This window comes from Granulicella cerasi, assembly GCF_025685575.1.
Lineage (GTDB): Bacteria > Acidobacteriota > Terriglobia > Terriglobales > Acidobacteriaceae > Granulicella > Granulicella cerasi.
Genome location: NZ_JAGSYD010000001.1, coordinates 851,208 through 870,387 on the forward strand (window position 1 = coordinate 851,208; position 19,180 = coordinate 870,387).

The 19,180-nt window shown below is 64.4% G+C and carries 12 protein-coding genes and 1 pseudogene; 8 read left to right on the forward strand and 5 right to left on the reverse strand.

The window, feature by feature from the left end; genetic code table 11:
- Positions 1–263: 263 nt before the first annotated feature.
- Positions 264–1,415, reverse strand: a complete 1,152-nt coding sequence (obgE, locus tag OHL11_RS03540; RefSeq protein ID WP_263370093.1) for a GTPase ObgE — start codon at positions 1,413–1,415, stop codon at positions 264–266.
- Positions 1,416–2,500: 1,085 nt separating this feature from the next.
- Between obgE and OHL11_RS17420 the strand changes: the two are divergent.
- A pseudogene (locus tag OHL11_RS17420) lies at positions 2,501–4,626 on the forward strand (hypothetical protein).
- Positions 4,627–4,733: 107 nt separating this feature from the next.
- The gene (locus OHL11_RS03555; protein WP_263370096.1) at positions 4,734–5,720 is read left to right on the forward strand and encodes a rhodanese-like domain-containing protein; all 987 of its coding nucleotides are present in this window, start codon (positions 4,734–4,736) and stop codon (positions 5,718–5,720) included.
- A 186-nt stretch (positions 5,721–5,906) separates the two neighbouring features.
- Here OHL11_RS03555 and OHL11_RS03560 read toward each other — a convergent pair whose 3' ends face one another.
- Together OHL11_RS03560 and OHL11_RS03565 are read right to left on the reverse strand one after the other, a co-directional pair.
- A complete protein-coding gene (locus tag OHL11_RS03560; RefSeq protein ID WP_263370097.1) occupies positions 5,907–7,115 on the reverse strand; it encodes a geranylgeranyl reductase family protein in 1,209 nt (402 codons plus the stop codon).
- Positions 7,116–7,140: 25 nt separating this feature from the next.
- Positions 7,141–8,208, reverse strand: coding sequence for an LLM class flavin-dependent oxidoreductase (locus tag OHL11_RS03565; RefSeq protein WP_263370098.1), 1,068 nt, complete (start codon positions 8,206–8,208; stop codon positions 7,141–7,143).
- A gap of 125 nt (positions 8,209–8,333) precedes the next feature.
- On the opposite strand from OHL11_RS03565, the gene OHL11_RS03570 reads away from it, so the two are divergent.
- From OHL11_RS03570 to OHL11_RS03590, 5 genes are all read left to right on the forward strand, one after another.
- The gene (locus tag OHL11_RS03570; RefSeq protein WP_263370099.1) at positions 8,334–9,929 is read left to right on the forward strand and encodes a hypothetical protein; all 1,596 of its coding nucleotides are present in this window, start codon (positions 8,334–8,336) and stop codon (positions 9,927–9,929) included.
- A 31-nt stretch (positions 9,930–9,960) separates the two neighbouring features.
- Entirely contained in the window at positions 9,961–10,800 is an 840-nt protein-coding gene (locus OHL11_RS03575; RefSeq protein ID WP_263370100.1) for an ABC transporter ATP-binding protein, read from the forward strand.
- Positions 10,801–10,805: 5 nt separating this feature from the next.
- Positions 10,806–11,144 (forward strand): histidine triad nucleotide-binding protein, encoded by a 339-nt coding sequence (locus OHL11_RS03580; RefSeq protein WP_263370101.1) that lies wholly within the window; start codon positions 10,806–10,808, stop codon positions 11,142–11,144.
- Positions 11,145–11,297: 153 nt separating this feature from the next.
- A complete protein-coding gene (msrA, locus tag OHL11_RS03585; RefSeq protein WP_263370102.1) occupies positions 11,298–11,936 on the forward strand; it encodes a peptide-methionine (S)-S-oxide reductase MsrA in 639 nt (212 codons plus the stop codon).
- Between the two features lie 188 nt (positions 11,937–12,124).
- The gene (locus tag OHL11_RS03590; protein ID WP_263370103.1) at positions 12,125–14,599 is read left to right on the forward strand and encodes a patatin-like phospholipase family protein; all 2,475 of its coding nucleotides are present in this window, start codon (positions 12,125–12,127) and stop codon (positions 14,597–14,599) included.
- Between the two features lie 58 nt (positions 14,600–14,657).
- On the opposite strand, the gene OHL11_RS03595 is transcribed toward OHL11_RS03590, so the two are convergent.
- On the reverse strand, positions 14,658–15,407 hold the full coding sequence (locus OHL11_RS03595; protein ID WP_263370104.1) for a metallophosphoesterase family protein: 750 nt from the start codon (positions 15,405–15,407) through the stop codon (positions 14,658–14,660).
- Between the two features lie 93 nt (positions 15,408–15,500).
- Positions 15,501–16,838 (reverse strand): M48 family metallopeptidase, encoded by a 1,338-nt coding sequence (locus OHL11_RS03600; protein ID WP_263370105.1) that lies wholly within the window; start codon positions 16,836–16,838, stop codon positions 15,501–15,503.
- Between the two features lie 119 nt (positions 16,839–16,957).
- Here OHL11_RS03600 and OHL11_RS03605 point away from each other — a divergent pair, with 119 nt between their 5' ends.
- Complete coding sequence (locus tag OHL11_RS03605; RefSeq protein ID WP_263370106.1) at positions 16,958–19,030, forward strand: M13 family metallopeptidase; 2,073 nt, start codon at positions 16,958–16,960, stop codon at positions 19,028–19,030.
- The last annotated feature ends 150 nt before the right edge of the window (positions 19,031–19,180 follow it).

A 19,180-nucleotide genomic window follows, 5' to 3' on the forward strand; every position in this document is an offset into this window, starting at 1 on the left:
CGAAGTTTGCGCGGCGGCGGTGCTGCGCTATCATCAAAGGCGACAGTATTACGGCATAAGGAGTGATCGAGATGGAAGAGCACGTACACGCGCAGCATGATGTGATTGACGAGTGGTGGCCGCTTGGCTTGATTGTGTTTGGCGTGAGCTGCGTTTCGTTCCTCATCTTCTTCACCGCCAGCTGGTAAACCGCAAAGATTCGGCAAAAGAAAACGACCGCAAGCCTTAGGGCTGCGGTCGTTTTTTGTTGCTGTGCCGAGGGCCTAGTGCGTGCGGCTGCCGCGCGCGTTGGGGGCAGGCGGCGGATAGATCGCCTTGCGCTTCGGCGCCTTCTCGATCTTCGGCTCCGGCTTGGTCGGGTGCGTGAGATCTTCGGTGCGATGCGTGGCGACGGCTTCGGCCATGGCAAACTTCAGCTTCTCGATGCCTTCGCCGGTCACGGCGGAGATCTCAAAGTACGGCAGCTTGCGGCGCTTGGCGTAGGCCTTCAGGTTCTTCAGCTTCTCGGGGTTGGCGGAGTCGATCTTCGTGGCGACGACGATGGTCGGCTTGGCCGCGAGCGCGGGGTCGAAGCTCTTGAGCTCGGCGGTGATGACCTTGAAGTTTTCGACCGGGTCTGCGGTTTCGCCTTCGGCGAGCGCGGCGTCGGTCGTCACCGCGCTGTCGGAAACATCGACGAGGTGCACGAGAACGCTGGTGCGCTCAATGTGGCGCAGAAACTGTACGCCGAGGCCTGCGCCGAGATGCGCGCCTTCGATGAGGCCGGGGACGTCGGCCACGGTAAACGACTGCTCGTAGGGGAAGTCGCCGATCTGCACAACGCCGAGGTTGGGCTCGAGCGTGGTGAAGGCGTAGTTTGCGATCTTCGGCTTTGCGGCGGAAATGCGCGAGATGAGTGTCGACTTGCCGACGTTCGGGAAGCCTACGAGGCCGGCATCGGCGAGCAGACGGAGTTCAAGGCGCAGTGTGCGCGCTTCGCCGGGGCGACCGAGTTCGTGCTCGCGGGGGGCCTGGTGCGTGCTGGTGGCGAAGTGCTGGTTGCCTCGTCCGCCGCGTCCGCCGCGGGCGATGACGAAGTCTTCGTCCACGTGCTGGAAGTCGTGAATCTGCGCACCGGTCTCTTCGTCGTAGACGACGGTGCCGACGGGGACCTTGAGCACGAGCGGCTCGCCGGAGCGGCCGCTCATGTTGGAGCCGAGGCCATGTTCGCCGCGTTCGCTCTTATGCTCCGGGTTGAAGCGGAAGTGCACGAGCGTGTTGTGCATGCGCGAGCTGCGCAGCACGATGTCGCCACCGTGGCCGCCGTCGCCGCCGGAAGGGCCGCCGCGCGGCACAAATTTCTCGCGCCGGAACGCCATACAACCGTTGCCGCCGTCGCCGGCCTTGATGCGGATTCGCGCTTCGTCAATAAACATCGTGCAGCCCCTGAACTTTCTCCAATCTCCAGTGTAGATGCTTTGCGGCGATCCTCCTATGCCCCGATGCGATTTGCTCTTTGCATCCGCACCGCGACTCACGATACCGTGAAAGAAATTTCTCCTCTTGCGTAGTGAGTGCCTCGGCTCGTTTGCCTCCGAGGCGGAGTGTACGTTTGCGTCTTTGGTGGCGAGTGGCCTGGGCTGGATGCACTGTGTCGGCAGCGTTATGGCTGGCCGGATGCGGGGTGTCGCGCGTGCCTGCGCAGCCGGAAATCGCGCTGGAACCGCCGGAGTGGGAGCAGGTAGAGCTGCAGCGGGTGGACCTCCGCGATGCAACGCTCGCCGACCGCAGCGAAGACGCCGACGCAGACGATGAAAGCACCACTCACCGCGGACAATCTGTCGATCCCGCCAGCGGAGCCAGCTCTGCGGGCCTTGCCACGACCACGAACGACAACACCGTTGATGGACTTTCGGCGTGGCAGTCCTTCCGCGCCAGCACCCGGGGAGCGGCGGCAGGCGCGGCGCGCAGCCGTGCCTCGTTTGCGGGCAGCGCCATCCGCTCGATGGAGGCGGGAAGCGCGAATTTCACCGCAGAGGCCGGCGGTGCAGGAGCGGTCGTTGCGGTGGGCTCGCGGCGCGGGGGCGAGCATCTGCACGGGCGGCTGTTTGCAATCGCGCTGGACGCAGCCTTTGCGGCGACGAACCCTTACTCGGTCGCCACGCGCTACAACAACGGCTCGCCGATCACCTCGCTCGTCAAGCCGCGCGCGGCAACGGTCGAGGTAGGCGGCAGCGTGGGCGGCCCCCTCGCGTTTCGCGGCGCGCCGCACTGGTGGCGCACCCATGCGGCGGGCATTGCCTCGCTGGAGTATGAGTTGCGTGACACGCGCGTGGTGGCGTCGTCGCAATCGCCGAGCTTTTTCACGCTCTCCGCCACGCAGCAGGCGTTGCTGGCCAACCGCGGCGTGACGGCGGTCCAACGCGCGCAGGCGTTGCGCTTCCTCGATAGCCTGATGGGCGAGACGACGCGCGACTCCACGCGGCTGCTCAGCTTCGCGCGGCTCGATCTGAAGCCGACGATGAGTGATTCGCTCGCGCTTGCATTCCTTGGCAACCGCTTCGCTTCGCCGGTGGGTGCATCGTTTGCGGGCCGCTCTGATGCGGTGATGACGCGCGGCGTCGGCAGTCTTGGCGACGCGCGCACGGAGGTCACGGCCTTCACCGCGAGCTGGACGCGCACGCTGCCGCACGGCTGGACGAATGATCTTCGCGCGCAGTGGTCGCACGATCTCGAGTTTGAGCAGCCGCGGGCTCCGCTGGCGCAGGAGCCCGCCGTCGCCAGCGGGGGCCTTTCGCCGCAGGTCACCATCGCGCCGGAAGGCTTCGTCTACGGCACGCCCGCATCGCTGGGGCGAACGGCCTACCCTGACGAACATCGCGTCCAGCTTGTCGAAACGGCATCGTGGCTGCATCGCGGCGTGTTCCTGCGCCTGGGCGCGAACTGGAGTCGCGTGCAGGATCGTATCGACTCAGCGACGAATACGAACGGCACCTTTCGCTACTCCAGCGGTGATACGAACGGCCGCGCGGGCGGGCTTGTCGACTGGATGACCGACTACATTTACGGCGTGAACGCATACCCCAATGCCGCGTGCCCGAGTATCACCGCGAGCGTGCACCGCTTCTGCTTCCTGAGCTACACGCAGACCTTCGGCGCGCAGCAGACGGAGTTCGCCACGCACGAGATCGCAGGCTTTGCGCAGGCGGAGTGGAGCGCGTGGCAGCGCTTGCACTTCACGCTCGGGTTGCGCGGCGAGTACACCCTGCTTCCGTTGCCGCAGCGCTCGAACCCTGCGCTGAACCTCGCGTTGCGCTCGCTCAACGACCCGCGCGCAGGCTCGACGGCGGTCTTTCCCGAGGACCGCAACAACTTCGGCCCGCGTGTCAGCGTGGCGTGGCGCGCGCCTCTGGGCATTACGGCGACGGCTGGTTACGGTCTCTTCTTCGGCAGGCTTGCGGGCGAGACCACGCGTGCGGCGCTCACGGAAAATGCGCTCGCCACGGGCATCGAACGCGTGCGCATCACGCCACGCACCGAGGTGCTTTGCCCGCAGACGCCGACGGTGAGCTTCGGCTATCCGTGTTCGTTCACCGGCGCGGCTCCGTCAGCCGTGGCGGAGACCGCACGAGCGCTCGTCTTCGCCCCGCACTTTCGGTTGCCTGCCGTGCAGCGCTTCTCGCTGACGCTGCAGCGCGAAATCGCGCGCGGCTGGCAGGCGCACGTGGCCTACGCAGGAGCGCTTGCCACGCAGCTTCCTGGAACAGTGGATCTGAACGTGCAACCGTCGACGACGCTCACCACGTTTCAGCTGCAGGGCGGCGTAAATCGCCTTGGCGCGCGTGCGGGGACGACGTTTTCCGTGCCGCTTTACAGCGCGCGCAAGCTCAACGGTTACGGTCCGCTGACGGCGTTGCTCTCGGACGATAACGCGACCTTCCATGCGTTGGACGCGTCTCTGCGCGGACGCTGGCGCACGTTGCAACTGCAACGGCCTACGCATGGTCGCGCGCCATCGACTACGCTCCGCTGCAGGGCGCCGCTCCGCATACGGACACGCAGTTCGACCCGTTTGCGAACGGTTACGACAAAGGCCGCTCGTCGCTCGACTACACGCACCACTTCTTCGGCACCGTGCAGTGGCGGCCGACGTTTGCAGGGGGCGCGTTGTGGCAACGCTCTGCCTTCCGCGATTGGACCGTCGGCGCGACGGGGATTGCGGGCAGCGGCGCACCGTTCAGCATGATGATCGACGGCGGCACCGAGCTGTCCGGGGGCAGTGAGACGATCAACGGTTCGGGCGGTGCGAAGTATTTGCCCACGGTGGGCCGCAATACGCTGCGCTTGCCTGTGCGCAGCAACGTGGACCTTCGCCTGGAGCGGACGGTCACGTTACCGGGTCGTTGGCGCGCGAGCTTCGCGGCAGAGACCTTCAATCTGCTCAACACGCCCAGCACCAGCGTGGAAACGCGTGCTTTCGCGCCCGGCACTGTCACCGGCGGGGTCACGCCACTCGTCTTTCAGGACACCACCGCCCTTGCCGCCGAGGGCGACACCACGACCACGCCCTTCGGCCAGCCGCTCTCTTCTACCACCGGCATCCTGCACGAACGGCGGCTGCAACTCAGCGCGCGCTTTGTGTTTTAGGCGGGAAACAGCGGATTTTCACGTGCGGGAATCTACTTCGTAACGCCTACCGTAAACTCTGCATCCTAGTAGCCAGAACCTTCCTCGTTTCCGGAGCCGCAGTCGCCATGCATCTGCTCGACGCCATCATGCACCACGGTTATGTGGCGACGGCTGTGATCCTGTTTGTCGCGGCCTGCGGCGTGCCGCTGCCGCTCAGCTTAGTGCTGCTGACTGCAGGGGCAGCCGCCCATGCGGGCACGCTTTCGTTTCCGACGCTTGTAGCCTGCGCGGTCATCGCGGGCGTTTGTGGCGACACGCTGATGTACTTCGGCGGACGCTTCACTGGCTGGTGGCTGCTCGCGGGGTTGTGCCGCCTGAGCGTGAACCCGGAAACCTGCATCTTCGGCTCGGCGCGCTCGTTCTACAAGCGCGGCCCGCGAACGCTGCTCTTCGCGAAGTTCGTGCCAGGGCTCGCGACCGTAGCCGCCCCGCTTGCGGGCAGTCTGTACATGCGCCCGTCGCGGTTCTTGCGGCTGGACCTTCTCGGTGTCACTTTCTATGTGCTCACGTGGACGACGCTTGGCTACTTCTTCTCGCACGCGCTGCGCACGCTCACCGCGTGGGTGATCGGCTTCGGCCATGTCACGGCGGCGATGTTCACGACGCTGTTCGTGCTGTACCTGCTGTATCTCATCATCGCGACGCTGCGCGACACGCGCTTCACCACGGTAGAACGCGTCGCTGCGGTGGAGCTGCGCCAGCGCCTCTCGCTGCATAAGGCGCATGAGCGCGTGGTGGTGATCGCCGATGTGCGCTCGCACGGGTATTACGATCCGAAGGCGACGCGCATCAAGAACTCGATTCGCATTGAGCCGAACCGTCTGCGCGAAGAGCTTTCTGCGCTGCGTGAGTTCATGGCACCGGAGTGCGATATCTATCTCTACTGCTCGTGCGCGCACGACGCCACGAGCGTCCGCGTCGCGAAGGTGCTGGAGCAGGAGAACTGCCATACGAAGGTGATTCGTGGCGGCCTGCGGGCGTGGGTGAAGGCGGGTGGCGAGGTCGAGCCTGTGCCGCACAGCGAGATGGAACATCTACCGCGTTTCGAGTAGTGGTTGCCATATCGGTGGCGCAGATGCCGAGGGTCCTTGGCTCGCTTGCATCCTGCAAAACCCATGTCTCAAAGTCGAGACATGGGGCACCCGGTCTGTGGCGCAGATGCCGCAAAACCCCTGTCTCAAAGTCTAGACAGGGGGGGCGCCCGGTCTGTGGCGCGATGGATTAGCTAAGGTGGTTAGCTAGCTGGCCCATCGTGCGAGGGTGGCGAGCAGTTTTGTCTTGCCGACACCGTCGGCGTAGGTCTTCAGCACGAGGTTACGCAGCAGCGGCCAGCGCATCACCTTGAAGCCGCGCGCGGGCTCGCGATAGAACGAACGCGATGCGCGATCGGAGAACGCGAGCACCTCTTGCAGCGGACGCAGATGATGCGCGTAGCCTTCTGCCATGGCATAGGGTGCGCCGAGGATCGCTGCTGCTGCCGCCTGTCCGCTCACGAGCGCAGAGTGGATGCCTTCGCCGGTCAGGGGATCGACGAGCCCCGCAGCATCGCCGACGAGCAGTACGCGGCCACGCGGCGCGTAGCGATGACCGCCCATGCCGAGGTACTGTCCGGTCACCTCGGCAGGAAGCTCCACGCCAAGCTTGGTGCGGGTGTACTCGGCGAGCAGCGCGCGCGTTACCGTCTTCAGCTTCGCGTTGATCGGATCGTTGTCGGGGGCGAATGCGCCGACGCCGATGTTGATGTGATCGCCCTTGGGGAACAGCCAGCCGTAGCCATCGGCGAGCGGAGCGAAGTCGAAGACCAGGTCCTGCGGACCGTCTCCTTCGGGCAGCGGTACGGGGAGGCTCGTGTACGGCACCATCGCCTCGAGCGCGAAGCCGCGCATGTACCACTGCGGCTCTTCGCCGGTAAGGAGTTTGCTCTGCGTGGAGAGGCGACGCGTCTGGCCGTTGGAGCCGTCGGCGCCGATGAGCACAGGCGCGGTGAAGGTCTGCGGGCCATCGTTGGTGGCCACGGTCAGGGCGACGTGGTCGGGCTGTTCGTCCAGCGTGAGGATGTTATCGATCTTCATCCACTCGGCGCTGCCGCCTTTGGCGCCGGCCTTCAGCGTCTGCTCAAGGCAATAGGCATCGAACTTCTCGCGCACGGCCATCGCGGCGATGGGCGTCTTTGCCTTCACGCGAATCTCCTGCGACTTGTCGGCGACGGTGCCGCTCGTTGCGCGTTGCAGCACGATCTCGTCGCACACGCGCTCAACCACGGGATCGACGGAGTAGCGCAGCGCCGCGAGTGTCTTGCGTGTGAGCCCGCAGGCGCAGGCTTTGGGGCGAGGGAAGAGCCGCTTGTCGAGCAGCAGAACGCGCTTGCCGTTGCGGGCAAGATCAAAGGCCGCGGCGCAGCCAGCCGGTCCGGAGCCGACGATCAGAGCATCGTAGGAGAAAGCCATCGCTACTGAGTGTAACGAGTGCGGGCTAAAGCTCGAAGGCCTCGGCCAGCAGCGAGTAGCTGCGCTTGCGCGCTTCGTGGGAATGCGTGATGGTGTTCACGATCAGCTCGCGCAGTTCAAGCTCGCGGGCGATGCGGAGCAACTCGTCGCGCACCTTGGCGGGCGTACCGACGACGTAGCGCGGGTACTCGGTCTCCGGCTGGTCGATCGCGCCGGCGAGCACAGGCCAGGGCTGCCGTGGGACCGCAGGCGGCACGTTGAGTTCGCGCAGCGCCTCTTCGGGCGTGGCTACCGGGCGGCGGTCATCCTGGCGGATGCGTCGCTGCAGCAGGCGGACGGAGGCGTGCAGATGGTCGGCTTCTTCCTGCGTGGGGGCGACGATCGCGCCGATGGCGATCATCGCTTCAGGCTTCTGCAGCTCGGCGCTGGGCACGAAGCTGCGCTGGTAATGCGTAATCGCCTCACGTGTGCCCTGACCGGAGAAGAAGTGCGCAAAGGCGTACGGCAGGCCCTCCTGCGCGGCGGTCACAGACGACCACATGGAGGAGCCAAGCAGCCAGACGCGCGGCGTCGTCTCCGCGCTGGGCATCACGCGAATCTTCGAGAACGGATGTGGACCGCGGGCGTCGCGATAGTTGTCCCAGCGCGAGTTGTCGAGGAACGCGCGCAGTTCGGCGAGCTGTTGCGGAAAGTCATCGCGCGAGGGGGCTTCGCGGTCGCGCTTGAGCGCGTAGGCCTCGAGCTGCCCGCCGCCGGGTGCGCGACCGATGCCGAGATCGATACGGCCGGGGAACATCGCTTCCAGCGTGCGGAAGACTTCAGCCACCTTCAGCGAAGCGTAGTGCGGCAGCATCACGCCGCCGGAGCCGACGCGGATCTGCTTGGTAAAGGTGGCGGCGCGGGTGATGAGGATCTCCGGCGCGGTGCAGGCCAGCAGGTCCATCGCATGGTGCTCGCTGTACCAGAGGCGTGTATATCCGAGCGCGTCCACATGCTGCGCGAGGTCGAGCGAATTGGCCAGCGTCTGTGCAGGCGTGGAGCCTGTGACGACGGGCGACTGATCGAGCACGGAGAGGCGAATCGGCGATGCCATACGAAGTATTGGAGTACGAAAGCGGCCCGAAAGGTTCAATCGGTGTCGAAAGATAACGTTCGGCGCGCGGCGAAGTCCAAGTACGCTAAAGAGCAGCCGTGCTGCATGGGAAGAGGGGAGTCTGCTTGCGACGCTGGGAATGGGTTGCCGCGATGATGTTGAGTGCAGCGTCCATGACGCTGTCCGCGCAGTCGACGCACTACTCCCATGCTGCAGATGACCCTTCGCTGACCGCGCTGCGGACAGGCACCCTGAACGTCTGGGTGGTACGCAAAGCCGCACCGGGATGGAAGCCCGCCGGCAGCGATACGGCTCTGATGGGCAACTTGCCCACGACGATGGCGGAGCAGACCGCTGGCAGCTTCGGCACGGCCTCCAGCAACTACGGGCAGACGGCAAGCACTTACGGCCACAACGCTTCAAGCGTTGGCAGCAATGCCAGCGACGTGGGCCAGACCGCCGGAAGCGTCGGGCAGACGGCGGGAAACTTCGGTACGGCTTCGAGCAATTACGGCACGGCCTCCAGCAACTACGGCCAGACTGCGGGCAGCTACGGGCAAACGGCCGGGAGCTTCTCCGGCACGGGAACGGCCGCGCCCGGCGCGACGACAGGGCCACGTCTGGTGCGGGGAAGTGACCCGGTGTGGAGCGCCACCTTTGCGCGTTTGCGCACGGACTTTCCTGAGCTGCACACGCATGTGTCCACCGTGCGCGAAGAGGACCTTGTCGATGCTCTGCAGGCAACGCAGGGCACGACGATCGCGCCGGACCTGCTGCTGATCTCGCCGAACGGATGGAGCTGGGCCGAGACCGGGCAAGGTGCTGCATGGTCCTCCGTGATGGTGCCGTTGGGGGCACTGCGCTTTCCGTCGCAGATGGAAGGCCTCACCGGCGCCACGATCACGGCGGCGCTGCCGACCGTGCTGCGCGGAGCGGGGCATCCGCTGTCTGCGCGGGCCTTTGCTGTCTGGCTGCAGAGCTTCCGCCGCTGTGATGCGTGCACACCGATCATTCCCGCGAGCTACAGCGATCAGGAGCGGCTGGCGGCCGCGGCGGCGCGCAGCGTTCTGGTGTCCGACACTGCCGACGGCAGCGCGGACTCGGCGTATGCGACCTCCGACGCTTCGCTGGTGCGCGCGGAGATTTTGCAGGGGCCGCACACGGTCGCGCTCGACAGTCTGCAGTTACGCAGCGATGTGATCGATTCCGTCTCGGGCGATGTCTTTGCGTTGGTGAGCGTGCGGGTGACGGCGGAGGTCAACAGCGGCTTCGGCGTGGTGCAGGCGATGGTCGTCGAGCGCAGAGACAACGACGGCAACTGGCACGTGCTGCATGTCACGCCCGACATGTCTGCGTCGATGGAGATGCGCGCGAAGAAGTATCTTTCTGCGTACGCCATCACGGCGGAGAAGGTGGTTCCGGCGGAGGTCGTTACGCTGGATTCGCCGAAGGACGGAGCGTTCACCACACTGCGTCCGGAGCTCGGCTGGGAGCACAAAGGCGCGCCAACGCTCGAGGTGATCGAGTGGCAGCGCGGCGGGCCTGAGCACTGGGGCGCGGCATCGATGTTCCTGGTGCCGGACGACGGACAGCACTTACGCACGCGTGCCACGGCAGACTTCGTGGCGCGCCCGGGCCAGTATCGCTGGCGCGTCTGGGCGTTGAGCCCGAGCGGTGACCTTGCCGTTTCGGAGTGGTCGAGCTTCGCGGCGGACCACTGAGGTCCGCGTGTCGGCTATCCTCGAAGAGTTGATGTCTGCTGCTGAAACTACTCCGTTGCTCGAGGTGCGTGACCTGCGCGTGCGTTTTGGTGCGTTTGAGGCCGTGCATGGCGCGAGCTTCTCGCTGGCACCGGGGGAAACCCTGGGCCTCGTCGGCGAGTCCGGCTCGGGCAAGTCGGCGACGAGCCTTGCGCTGATGGGGCTGTTGCCCGCGACGGCGAGCACGGAGGGCGCGGTGCGGCTCGGCGGGGCGAACCTGCTGGCGCTGGATGAGGCTGCGATGCGTCGCCAGCGCGGCAGCGAGATCGCGATGATCTTCCAGGAGCCGATGACGGCGCTGAATCCCGTGATGCCGATTGGCCGGCAGATCGCCGAGGCCGTCGAAGCGCACCATCCGAAGCTGAAGCGGAGCGAGGTGAAGGAGCGTGTGCTGCGCGTGTTGCACGACGTTGCGCTGCCCGACCCGGAGCGCCGTTACAACGACTATCCGCACCAGTTTTCCGGCGGACAGCGCCAGCGCATCGTCATCGCGATGGCTCTGGTGAACCGCCCAAAGCTCGTCATTGCCGATGAGCCGACCACCGCGCTCGACGTCACCGTGCAGGCGCAGGTGCTTACGCTGCTGCGCCGCCTGCGCGCGGAGTACGGCCTGGCGATGATCTTCATCTCGCATGACCTTGCGGTGGTGGGACAGGTGGCGGATCGCATCGCCGTGATGCAGCGCGGGCACATCGTGGAGATGGGCGAGGCCGCGCAGGTGCTGCGCGCGCCGCAACATGCGTATACGCAGCAGTTGCTCGCCGCATTGCCGACGATGACCACCGATCGCACGCGTCCGCTGGCCTCGGTCGCACCGCCTGCCGTATCGTGATCTCCATGGACTGCCTTTTCTGCAAGATCGTATCGGGCGACATCCCCGCGACACGCGTTTACGAGGACGAGCAGGTGCTGGCCTTCCCGGACATCCATCCGCAGGCCCCGACGCACCTCCTCATCATTCCGAAGAAGCACATCCGCTCGCACGCCGAAGCCGCCGCAGGCGACAAGGAGATGCTCGGTCACCTGATGTTTGCCGCAGGCGAACTCGCACGCGAGAAGAAGCTCGATGGCGGCTATCGCCTCGTCATCAACACCGGCCCGGACGGCGGCCAGACGGTCGACCACATGCATGTGCACCTGCTCGGAGGCCGCCCCATGCACTGGCCTCCGGGCTAGTCGTGAAAGAGCGTCGAGTGCCCTTATCTGCACGGCTTCTTGCATAGAGGTGGGAGCGAGAATCGGGACTCTGCGACATCCTGCAAACGCACCTCTCCAAAGGCGAGATGTGGGGCACCCGAACCTTAAGGGAGCTGAAAGCATCCAATCGATATGAGCATTTTCAGCAAGCCTAAGCGCACCGAACCGATCCCCGCACCGCTGCACGACATCGTCGCGCCGGAAGCTGGCTACGACGCTGGCCAGACGGAAACCGCTGTCTTTGCGGGCGGATGTTTCTGGGGAGTGCAGTCTGTTTTCCAGCGAGTTCGCGGAGTGATCGACACGGAGGTCGGTTACACCGGCGGCGCCGCAGAAACGGCGAATTACCGCACTGTCTGCGAAGACTGGACCGGCCACGCCGAAGCGATCCGGATCACCTTCGATCCGAACGTCGTCACCTACGGCACATTGCTGCGCATTCTGTTTTCGGTGGTGAGCGATCCTACGCAGGCCAACGGGCAGGGCAATGATCTCGGGACGAGCTACCGCTCGTCGATCTTCACCAGCGATGAGCAGCAGGCGCGGGTGGCCAGCGAGTACATCGCGCAGCTCGACGCGGCGCACGTCTTCCATGCACCGATCGTCACGAAGATAGAGCCACTGATCGCGTTCTACCGCGGCGAGGAATACCACCAGGACTTCGGCATGAAGAACCCCGCACATCCGTACGTGCAGGTCTGCGATGTCCCCAAGGTGGCCGCGCTCGAAACGCAATTTCCTGAGCTGCTGCAGGAGTATCGCCAGCGGTAGGGCAAGGGTTTGGCGTAGGGATAGGGTGTAGGGTTTCGAAGAGCCGGGCCGCTCCGTGGGAGCGGCCTTTCTTTTGCCATAGTTTGCTGTCCCTTATCCCCTTGCTTTTCTCAGCCATCCACAGCGCGTTTCATTGCGTCAAAGCCATTACCTAGTTGTAAAAGTTCTGCCCGAGGATGTACCCGCTCGTGAATCGACGATCTGTTTCTCTCGCCGCTGCTCTTCTGTTGACCACGGTTCCCGCATCCAGCGCGTTCGCGCAGGCCGCCTCGGCGGCGCAGCCTGTCATAGACGGGCAGCAGGTGCTACAGTCGGGCAAGGGCAACGGCCGCTCGGCAGCGAACACCGCCGCGGGCGTCGGCTCGAAGGACGCTCCTTCGCAGACGGACAAGCAGGCCGCTCCGGCGGGGCAGGACAAGAGCTCGGCATCGAAACCCGCGACCGGCGGTTCTTCCGAAGTCTCGGCCTCGGTCACGAAGCTGAAGCTGGGTCCGCTCGACCCCTCCACGCCCCCGACGAATGTACCGCATAACCGACCGGTGATCGGCGTTGCGATGGGCGGCGGCGCAGCGCTCGGCATGAGCGAAATCGGCACGTTGCAGTGGATGGAAGAGCATCACATCCCGGTCGATGTGATCGCGGGTACGAGCATGGGCTCGATCCTCGCCGCGCTGTACTCCACCGGCAAGACGCCCGAGCAGATGAAGCACATCCTCACGGACCAGAGCGTGAACCGCGTCTTCCGCATCGGTGCAGATTATGAAGGCCTCAATTACCGCCGCCGCGAGGAGTCGCGTGAGATTCCCGCTGGTCTCGGCGTTGGCCTGAAGCATGGCGTCAGCCTGCGCAACTCGCTGCTCACCGATACCGGCTTGAACGAGCTGCTCGATCGCGAGTTCATGGCCTACAACGACCAGACCGACTTCAACAATTTGCCGATCCCGTTCCGTTGCCAGGCCACGGACCTCAACGATGCGAAGACCGTCACCTTCGCGCGCGGCTCGCTGCAGAACGCGGTGCGTGCGTCCGCGTCGATCCCCGGGGTTTTCCGTCCGTTTGAGATGAACGGCCACGAGTTCGTCGACGGTGCGATCCTGCAGAACCTGCCGACGCAGGACCTGAAGTCGATGAAGGCCGATGTCATCATCGCGATCAGTCTGCCGCTCAGCCCGGTGGGTAAGGGCGATCTCGACTCCATCCTCGGTGTGCTGCAGCGTGCGTTCTCCGTGGGTATCGAGGCGAACGAAGCGAATAGCCGCAAGCTCGCAAACGTCGTCGTCATGCCGGATACGAGCGGCTTTACGGCGAACAGCTATCTCGAAACCGATAAGCTCGCCAAGCGCGGTTACGAGGCTGCGGAGAAGCACAAGGACGAGCTGATGAAGTACGCGCTCTCCGACGCGGACTGGGACGCCTACATCGCGCACAAGCGGTCGCTCATGCGCCCGGCGCCGGGCAACGTGATTCGCGTAACGGTGCATGCGCCCAACTCGCAGGTGAAGAGCGTCGTGGAGACGATCTTCGCGCCTGTCGCGGGTAAGCCGATCAACCTCGACGACGTTGAGAAGCGTCTTTCGGACGTGCGCTCCGATGGCCGCTACGATGCGGATTACACCATCGGCTATGCGGACGCAGACTCGAACGAGCCGATCATCCTCGTCGATGTGCGTGACAAGAAGACCGGCCCGCCGTTCCTCGATCTTGGCTTCGATCTGCAGGCGCAGACCGGCGGCGTGACGCGCGCCACGGTCGCCACGATCTTCAAGTGGCAGGATCTCGGCGGCTACGGTTCGAGTTTGCGAGCGAACATTGACCTCGGATTCCGCACCCGCGCTGAACTCGAGTACTACTGGAAGCCGCAGCCGCTTGGACACTTCTTCCTTGCGCCGCGCGCGGGCATCACGCGCCGACCGTACTACATCTATCAGGGCGACTATCGCGTCTCCGAGCGCCAGTCACAGTACACCGGCGTCGCAGGTGATGCAGGTTGGAGCGACAACAAGTATCAGGAAGCGCGCGTCGGCATCGACTTCGAAAACGTGCAGTGGACCGCCACGACGGGCTTCGACAACTACCCCGATTACGGTGGCAACGCGACGCTCTTCCACGGTCACTATGTCTACGACAATCAGGACCGCGCGTTGGTGCCGAGCCGCGGTATGCGCGCCGTCTTCGATGCGGGCTACTGGCGCAACACCACGCTCTCCGCGCTGACGAACACCGTTAGCGCAGGCGCACCGAAGTTCACCGGCCAGATCGAAGCCGCACACACACTGAGCAAGAAGAATACCTTCCTCTTCAACATCGAGGGCGGCACGCTCGGCAACCATAACGTGGCGCAGCCGTATCGCTTTACGCTCGGCGGCCCGCTGCGCCTGGCGGCTTCGGCTATCGATCAATACCGAGGCACCGACTACTGGCTGGCGACGCCCGGATACCTGCATCGCATCGCTAAGCTGCCAGCACCGCTTGGTCAGTCGATCTATGTGGGCGGAGCGTATGAGATCGGCCAGATGCGCGCGCCGGATGCGGCGACCATCACACGTCAGGATGTGTACTTCGGCCTCTTCGCCGAGACACCGCTCGGCGTCGTGACGCTCGCACCGTCCTTCGGCGATCACGGCGAACGCAAGTTCACCTTCACACTCGGCAAGTTCTTCTAAGCCACAAACAGCAAAGGAGGCGCGATGATGATCGCGCCTCCTTTGCTGTTTCTATGCTTTATCGACCCGTCTCAAGTCGTGCGGCCAAACGCTCGGGCAAGCCCGCACCGCGAATCGCCTTTTGCGCACCGGCCACGTCGTAGGGGATGCGATGAAACGTAAGCTGTCCGGCGGTATCGTCGTAGATCGCAAACGCTGCGCGCCAGTCGTTGTCACGTGGCTGGCCCACGGATCCGGGGTTGAGCAGATGCCGGGATCCTTCGGGCAGCTCGATCGTCCAGGTCTCCGCATCGTTCTGCGTGGCATAGCGGGGACGGAATTCTTCCCAATCCTGAAAGTGTTGTGAGAAGCCGCCCTGCACATGCGTGTGCCCGAAGAAGGTGATCGGCGTCTCCATCTTCTGTAGCGGTCCCCAGGCGTCGCGCATCGTCACGATGTACTGGTCTTCGTGGATGGGTGAACCGTGCGCGCAAGAAGCCTTGATCGTCGCTTGAATCGGCCCTTGCGGCCATGCGCGAATCCACTCGAGGTTGGCGACGGTCAGCTTCTGCTTCGTCCACGAAGCCGCTTCTGCAGCGACGGGATTGAAGCCATGCGTGCTCGTCAGGCCGGAGCAGGCGCGGTCATGATTGCCGCGCACATGCAGCGTTGCGTGCTCGCGCAGAAGGTTCAGCACTTCGTTCGGGTTCGCACCATAACCGACCGCATCGCCGAGGTTCCAGAGCTCGTCCCAACCCTGCGCCGCCTGTAGCACGGCCTCGAGTGCGTGAACGTTGCCGTGAATGTCGGAGAGAATAAGTGCGCGCATGACGAGTTTCAGTGACGTTTCAGTGTAGCGCAGCACAAGCGGTTGCATCGTGCTTCGAAGCGCACCTCGCGTGGTACTTCCGTGCGATCAAACTCAGCGTGGAAAGTACTTCGGCCTCATGCCCGCGGCCCACGGATCGTAGGCGTGGGCAAACGCCGCGCGGCGGCCCAGCGCAGGATGATTGCCCAGCAACGTCTCCTCCCACAACGGCTCGTTCGGCACAGCAAAGCTGTTCTCGCCGAGCCGGACCATTGCGCCCTGCATCGCTGCCTGCGGATCAGCCACCAGACCATGCACAGCCTCCTGCCCATAGACATCGGCATCATGCTCCACATGGCGGCTCATCGTGTTGGCGAGCGGTTCAATGAAGAGTCCGAAGAGGCTGAAGACGAAGAACAGCACCGCGAAGGTGCCCCAGTCCTGAAGCCGTGGGATGCGCCACGCTGCCCCGAAGCGCGCAAGCATCCAACGCACGATAAACGCTGCGAGCCACATACCGACGAAAAGCCCGGCGAGACCCATAGCGACGCCGTTGCGCACATGGTTCAGCACGTAGTGGCCGCTCTCGTGGCCGAAGACCGTGACGACTTCCTCGGGCTTCATGCGATCGATCGTGGTGTCCCACACGACGACGCGCTTGGATGCGCCAAAGCCCTCGACGTCTGCGTTCATCGTCGTCACCTTAGCGCTGGCCTTCATGACGAACATGCGGTCCAGCGGGATGTCCATATGGCCGCGCTGCGCAACCTGTTCGAGCTGTTGTGCGAGCGCGGCGTGATGCAGCGTCATCGGCTCGTACTGGTTGAAGGCGAAGTTGATGTACGGATCGGCGAAGACGAGGAAGAGCGTCACAGGGACCGCGCAGATGGCGAAAGCCAGCCACCAGCGGCGAGGGAAGCGCGTGAGCGCCCACATGGTTCCGCGGGCGAGCAGCGTATAAAGCGCCCACGACAGCGCGAGCGACTTCAGCTTATCGACAAACCAGCTTCCCCAGCCCTGCACCGAAAGCCCGTACTGCAAGCCGAGATGATGTCCGTACAGGCGCAGCGGAAGATCGAGCACAAACAACGCGAGCCCCAGCCAGAAGCAGAAGACGGCGGCCTGCGCCCAGCGGTTCTCCGCAGCGTGCTCAGCGCGGTCGCGCATCCAGCCGATGATGCCGAGCCACAGCAGCAGCGCGATCTGCACGACGCTCCACACGGTATCGACGGCGACGATTCTCATGCTGATCGCGTGAAGATGCTGTGCCCTGGCGAGCTTGTCTGCGGGCAGCGAATAGTCGGGCAGATTGCCGAGCGCAGGATGCGATGCGAGCTCCTGCGCAGCGTACACATTCGCCACATGCTCGGCGGGCGTCTCCGCAGCGTGCATCGCTCGCGGAGAAAACAGGGCCACAGCCAACATCATCACCAGCAGCCAGCGCATACGCATCGAGAGGTCCTCGCACTCAGGGAAGTTGCGCTCCAGTGTCGCACAGCGTTCGCGCCATGCGTATGCGCTGATAGCATCTTCACAACGCCGCTCACGACGGCGACAGGAGACCAGATTTCATGCGTACTTGGATGACAACAGCGCTGCTCGCAGCAGCGGTCTGCGGTGTGGCTTCGGCTCAGACCGGCGCGGTGGCCAGCGGCCCGGCCGCACCCCGGCAAGTTCCGCTGACGGCGATGCCGTACTCGCCTTCGCTCGACACCACCAGCATGGACCGCTCGGTGAACCCCTGCGAAGACTTCTACAAGTACACCTGCGGCGGCTGGCAGCAGCGCAACCCCATCCCCGCCGACCAGTCGCATTGGGACGTCTACGCGAAGCTTGCGAATGACAATATGCAGTTCCTCTGGGGTGTGCTCGCGGAAGATGCGAAGGCCACCAGGCGTGATGCCGTGCAACAGAAGGTCGGCGACTACTTCGGCTCCTGCATGAATACCAGCGCCATCGACGCGCTCGGCGACAAGCCACTGCGTCCTGCACTGGCAAAGCTCGCGAACATCAAGAGCCGCGAGGCGTTCATCGCTGCACTCGCTGCGATACAGCGTGACAACTTCGGCAGCCCGTTCTTCGAGTCCGGCACAGACCAGGACGCGGTGAACTCTTCGGTGATCATCGTGGAGCTCGGCGCGGGCGGTCTCGGCCTGCCTGACCGCGATTACTACCTGAAGACGGACGACCGCAGCGTGAAGCTGCGTGAACAGTATGTCGCGTTCCTCGAAAAGCTCCTGACGCTCTACGGCGAAACACCCGCGCAGGCCAAGGCCGACGCTGCTGCTACGCTGAAGATCGAAACGTCGCTCGCGAAGGCTTCGCTCTCGCGGGTTGATCGCCGCGATCCGCACAAGGTGTACCACATCATGACGGTCGGCGAACTCAGCCAGATCGCGCCGTCGATCCACTGGGCGGAGTACTTCAGCGAAGCGGGTGGTGTGCATCCTGAGAAGCTGAACGTCTCGCAGCCTGAGTTTTTCAAGGCCCTCAACACGGTGCTCACGACCGAGTCGCTGGAAGAGCTGAAGGCGTACACCCGCGTTCACCTGATGACAGGCGCCGCACCGTATCTGGCGACGCCGTTTGTCGAGGCGAACTTCGACTTCTACTCGCGCACGCTGCGCGGCACGCCACAGATGCCGCCGCGCTGGAAAACGTGTGTGCGTGGTGTCGATCGCAACCTCGGCGAAGCGCTGGGGCAGGAGTTCGTGCGCCGCACCTTCTCCGCGGAGATGAAGGCCAAGACCGTGCTGATGACGCAGCAGATCGAAGACGCCATGAAGGTCGAGATCGAAGGCCTTACCTGGATGTCGCCCGAGACGAAGACCGAGGCGCTGCGCAAGCTGCACGCGATCCGCAACAAGGTCGGCTATCCCGACCAGTGGCGCGACTACTCGGCGCTTACGGTGAAGCCCTCGGACTACTTCGGCAACGCGCGTCGCGCTGGCGAGTTTGAAGACAAGCGCCAGTGGAACAAGCTCGGCAAGCCGGTTGACCTGAACGAGTGGGGCATGACGCCGCCGACCGTGAACGCCTACTTCAACCCGCAGATGAACGACATCAACTTCCCTGCGGGTGTGCTGCAGCCACCGCTGTATGACCCCAAGATGGACGACGCGCCGAACTATGGCAACACCGGTTCGACCATCGGCCACGAACTTACTCACGCCTTCGACGATGAAGGCCGCCAGTTCGACTGGCAGGGCAATCTGCGCGACTGGTGGACGCCCGCCGACGCGAAGGGCTTCGAAGACCGCATCAACTGCGTACGCGACCAGTATGCGGGCTACGTCGTGGTGGACGATCAGCACATCAACTCGAAGCTGACGAGCGGCGAAGATGTGGCCGATCTCGGTGGCACGCTGCTCGCCTACATGGCGTGGAAGAAGCAGACCGCAGGCCTCGACCTGAAGACCGTCGATGGGCTGACGCCGGACCAGCGTTACTTCGTCGGCATGGCGCAGTGGGCGTGCGAAAACTCGCGCCCCGAGCAGCTTCGCCTGCAGGTGGCCACGGACCCGCACTCGCCGGGCTTCGCGCGCATCAACGGCGTGGTGAGCAATCTGCCGGAGTTCCAGAAGGCGTTCGGCTGCAAGGCCGGTCAGCCCATGGTGCACACGCCCACCTGCAAGGTCTGGTAAGCGGCCTTCAGAGCGCGCAAAGGCCACCACGGATCGTGGTGGCCTTTGCTGTCTTCAAGCGGTTGCGGGGGCCTTTGGGTCGCGACCCGATCTGTATACTCGGGCACATGCGAACTTCAGGCAGAGCAGTCCTCGCAGCGTTTCTGTGCG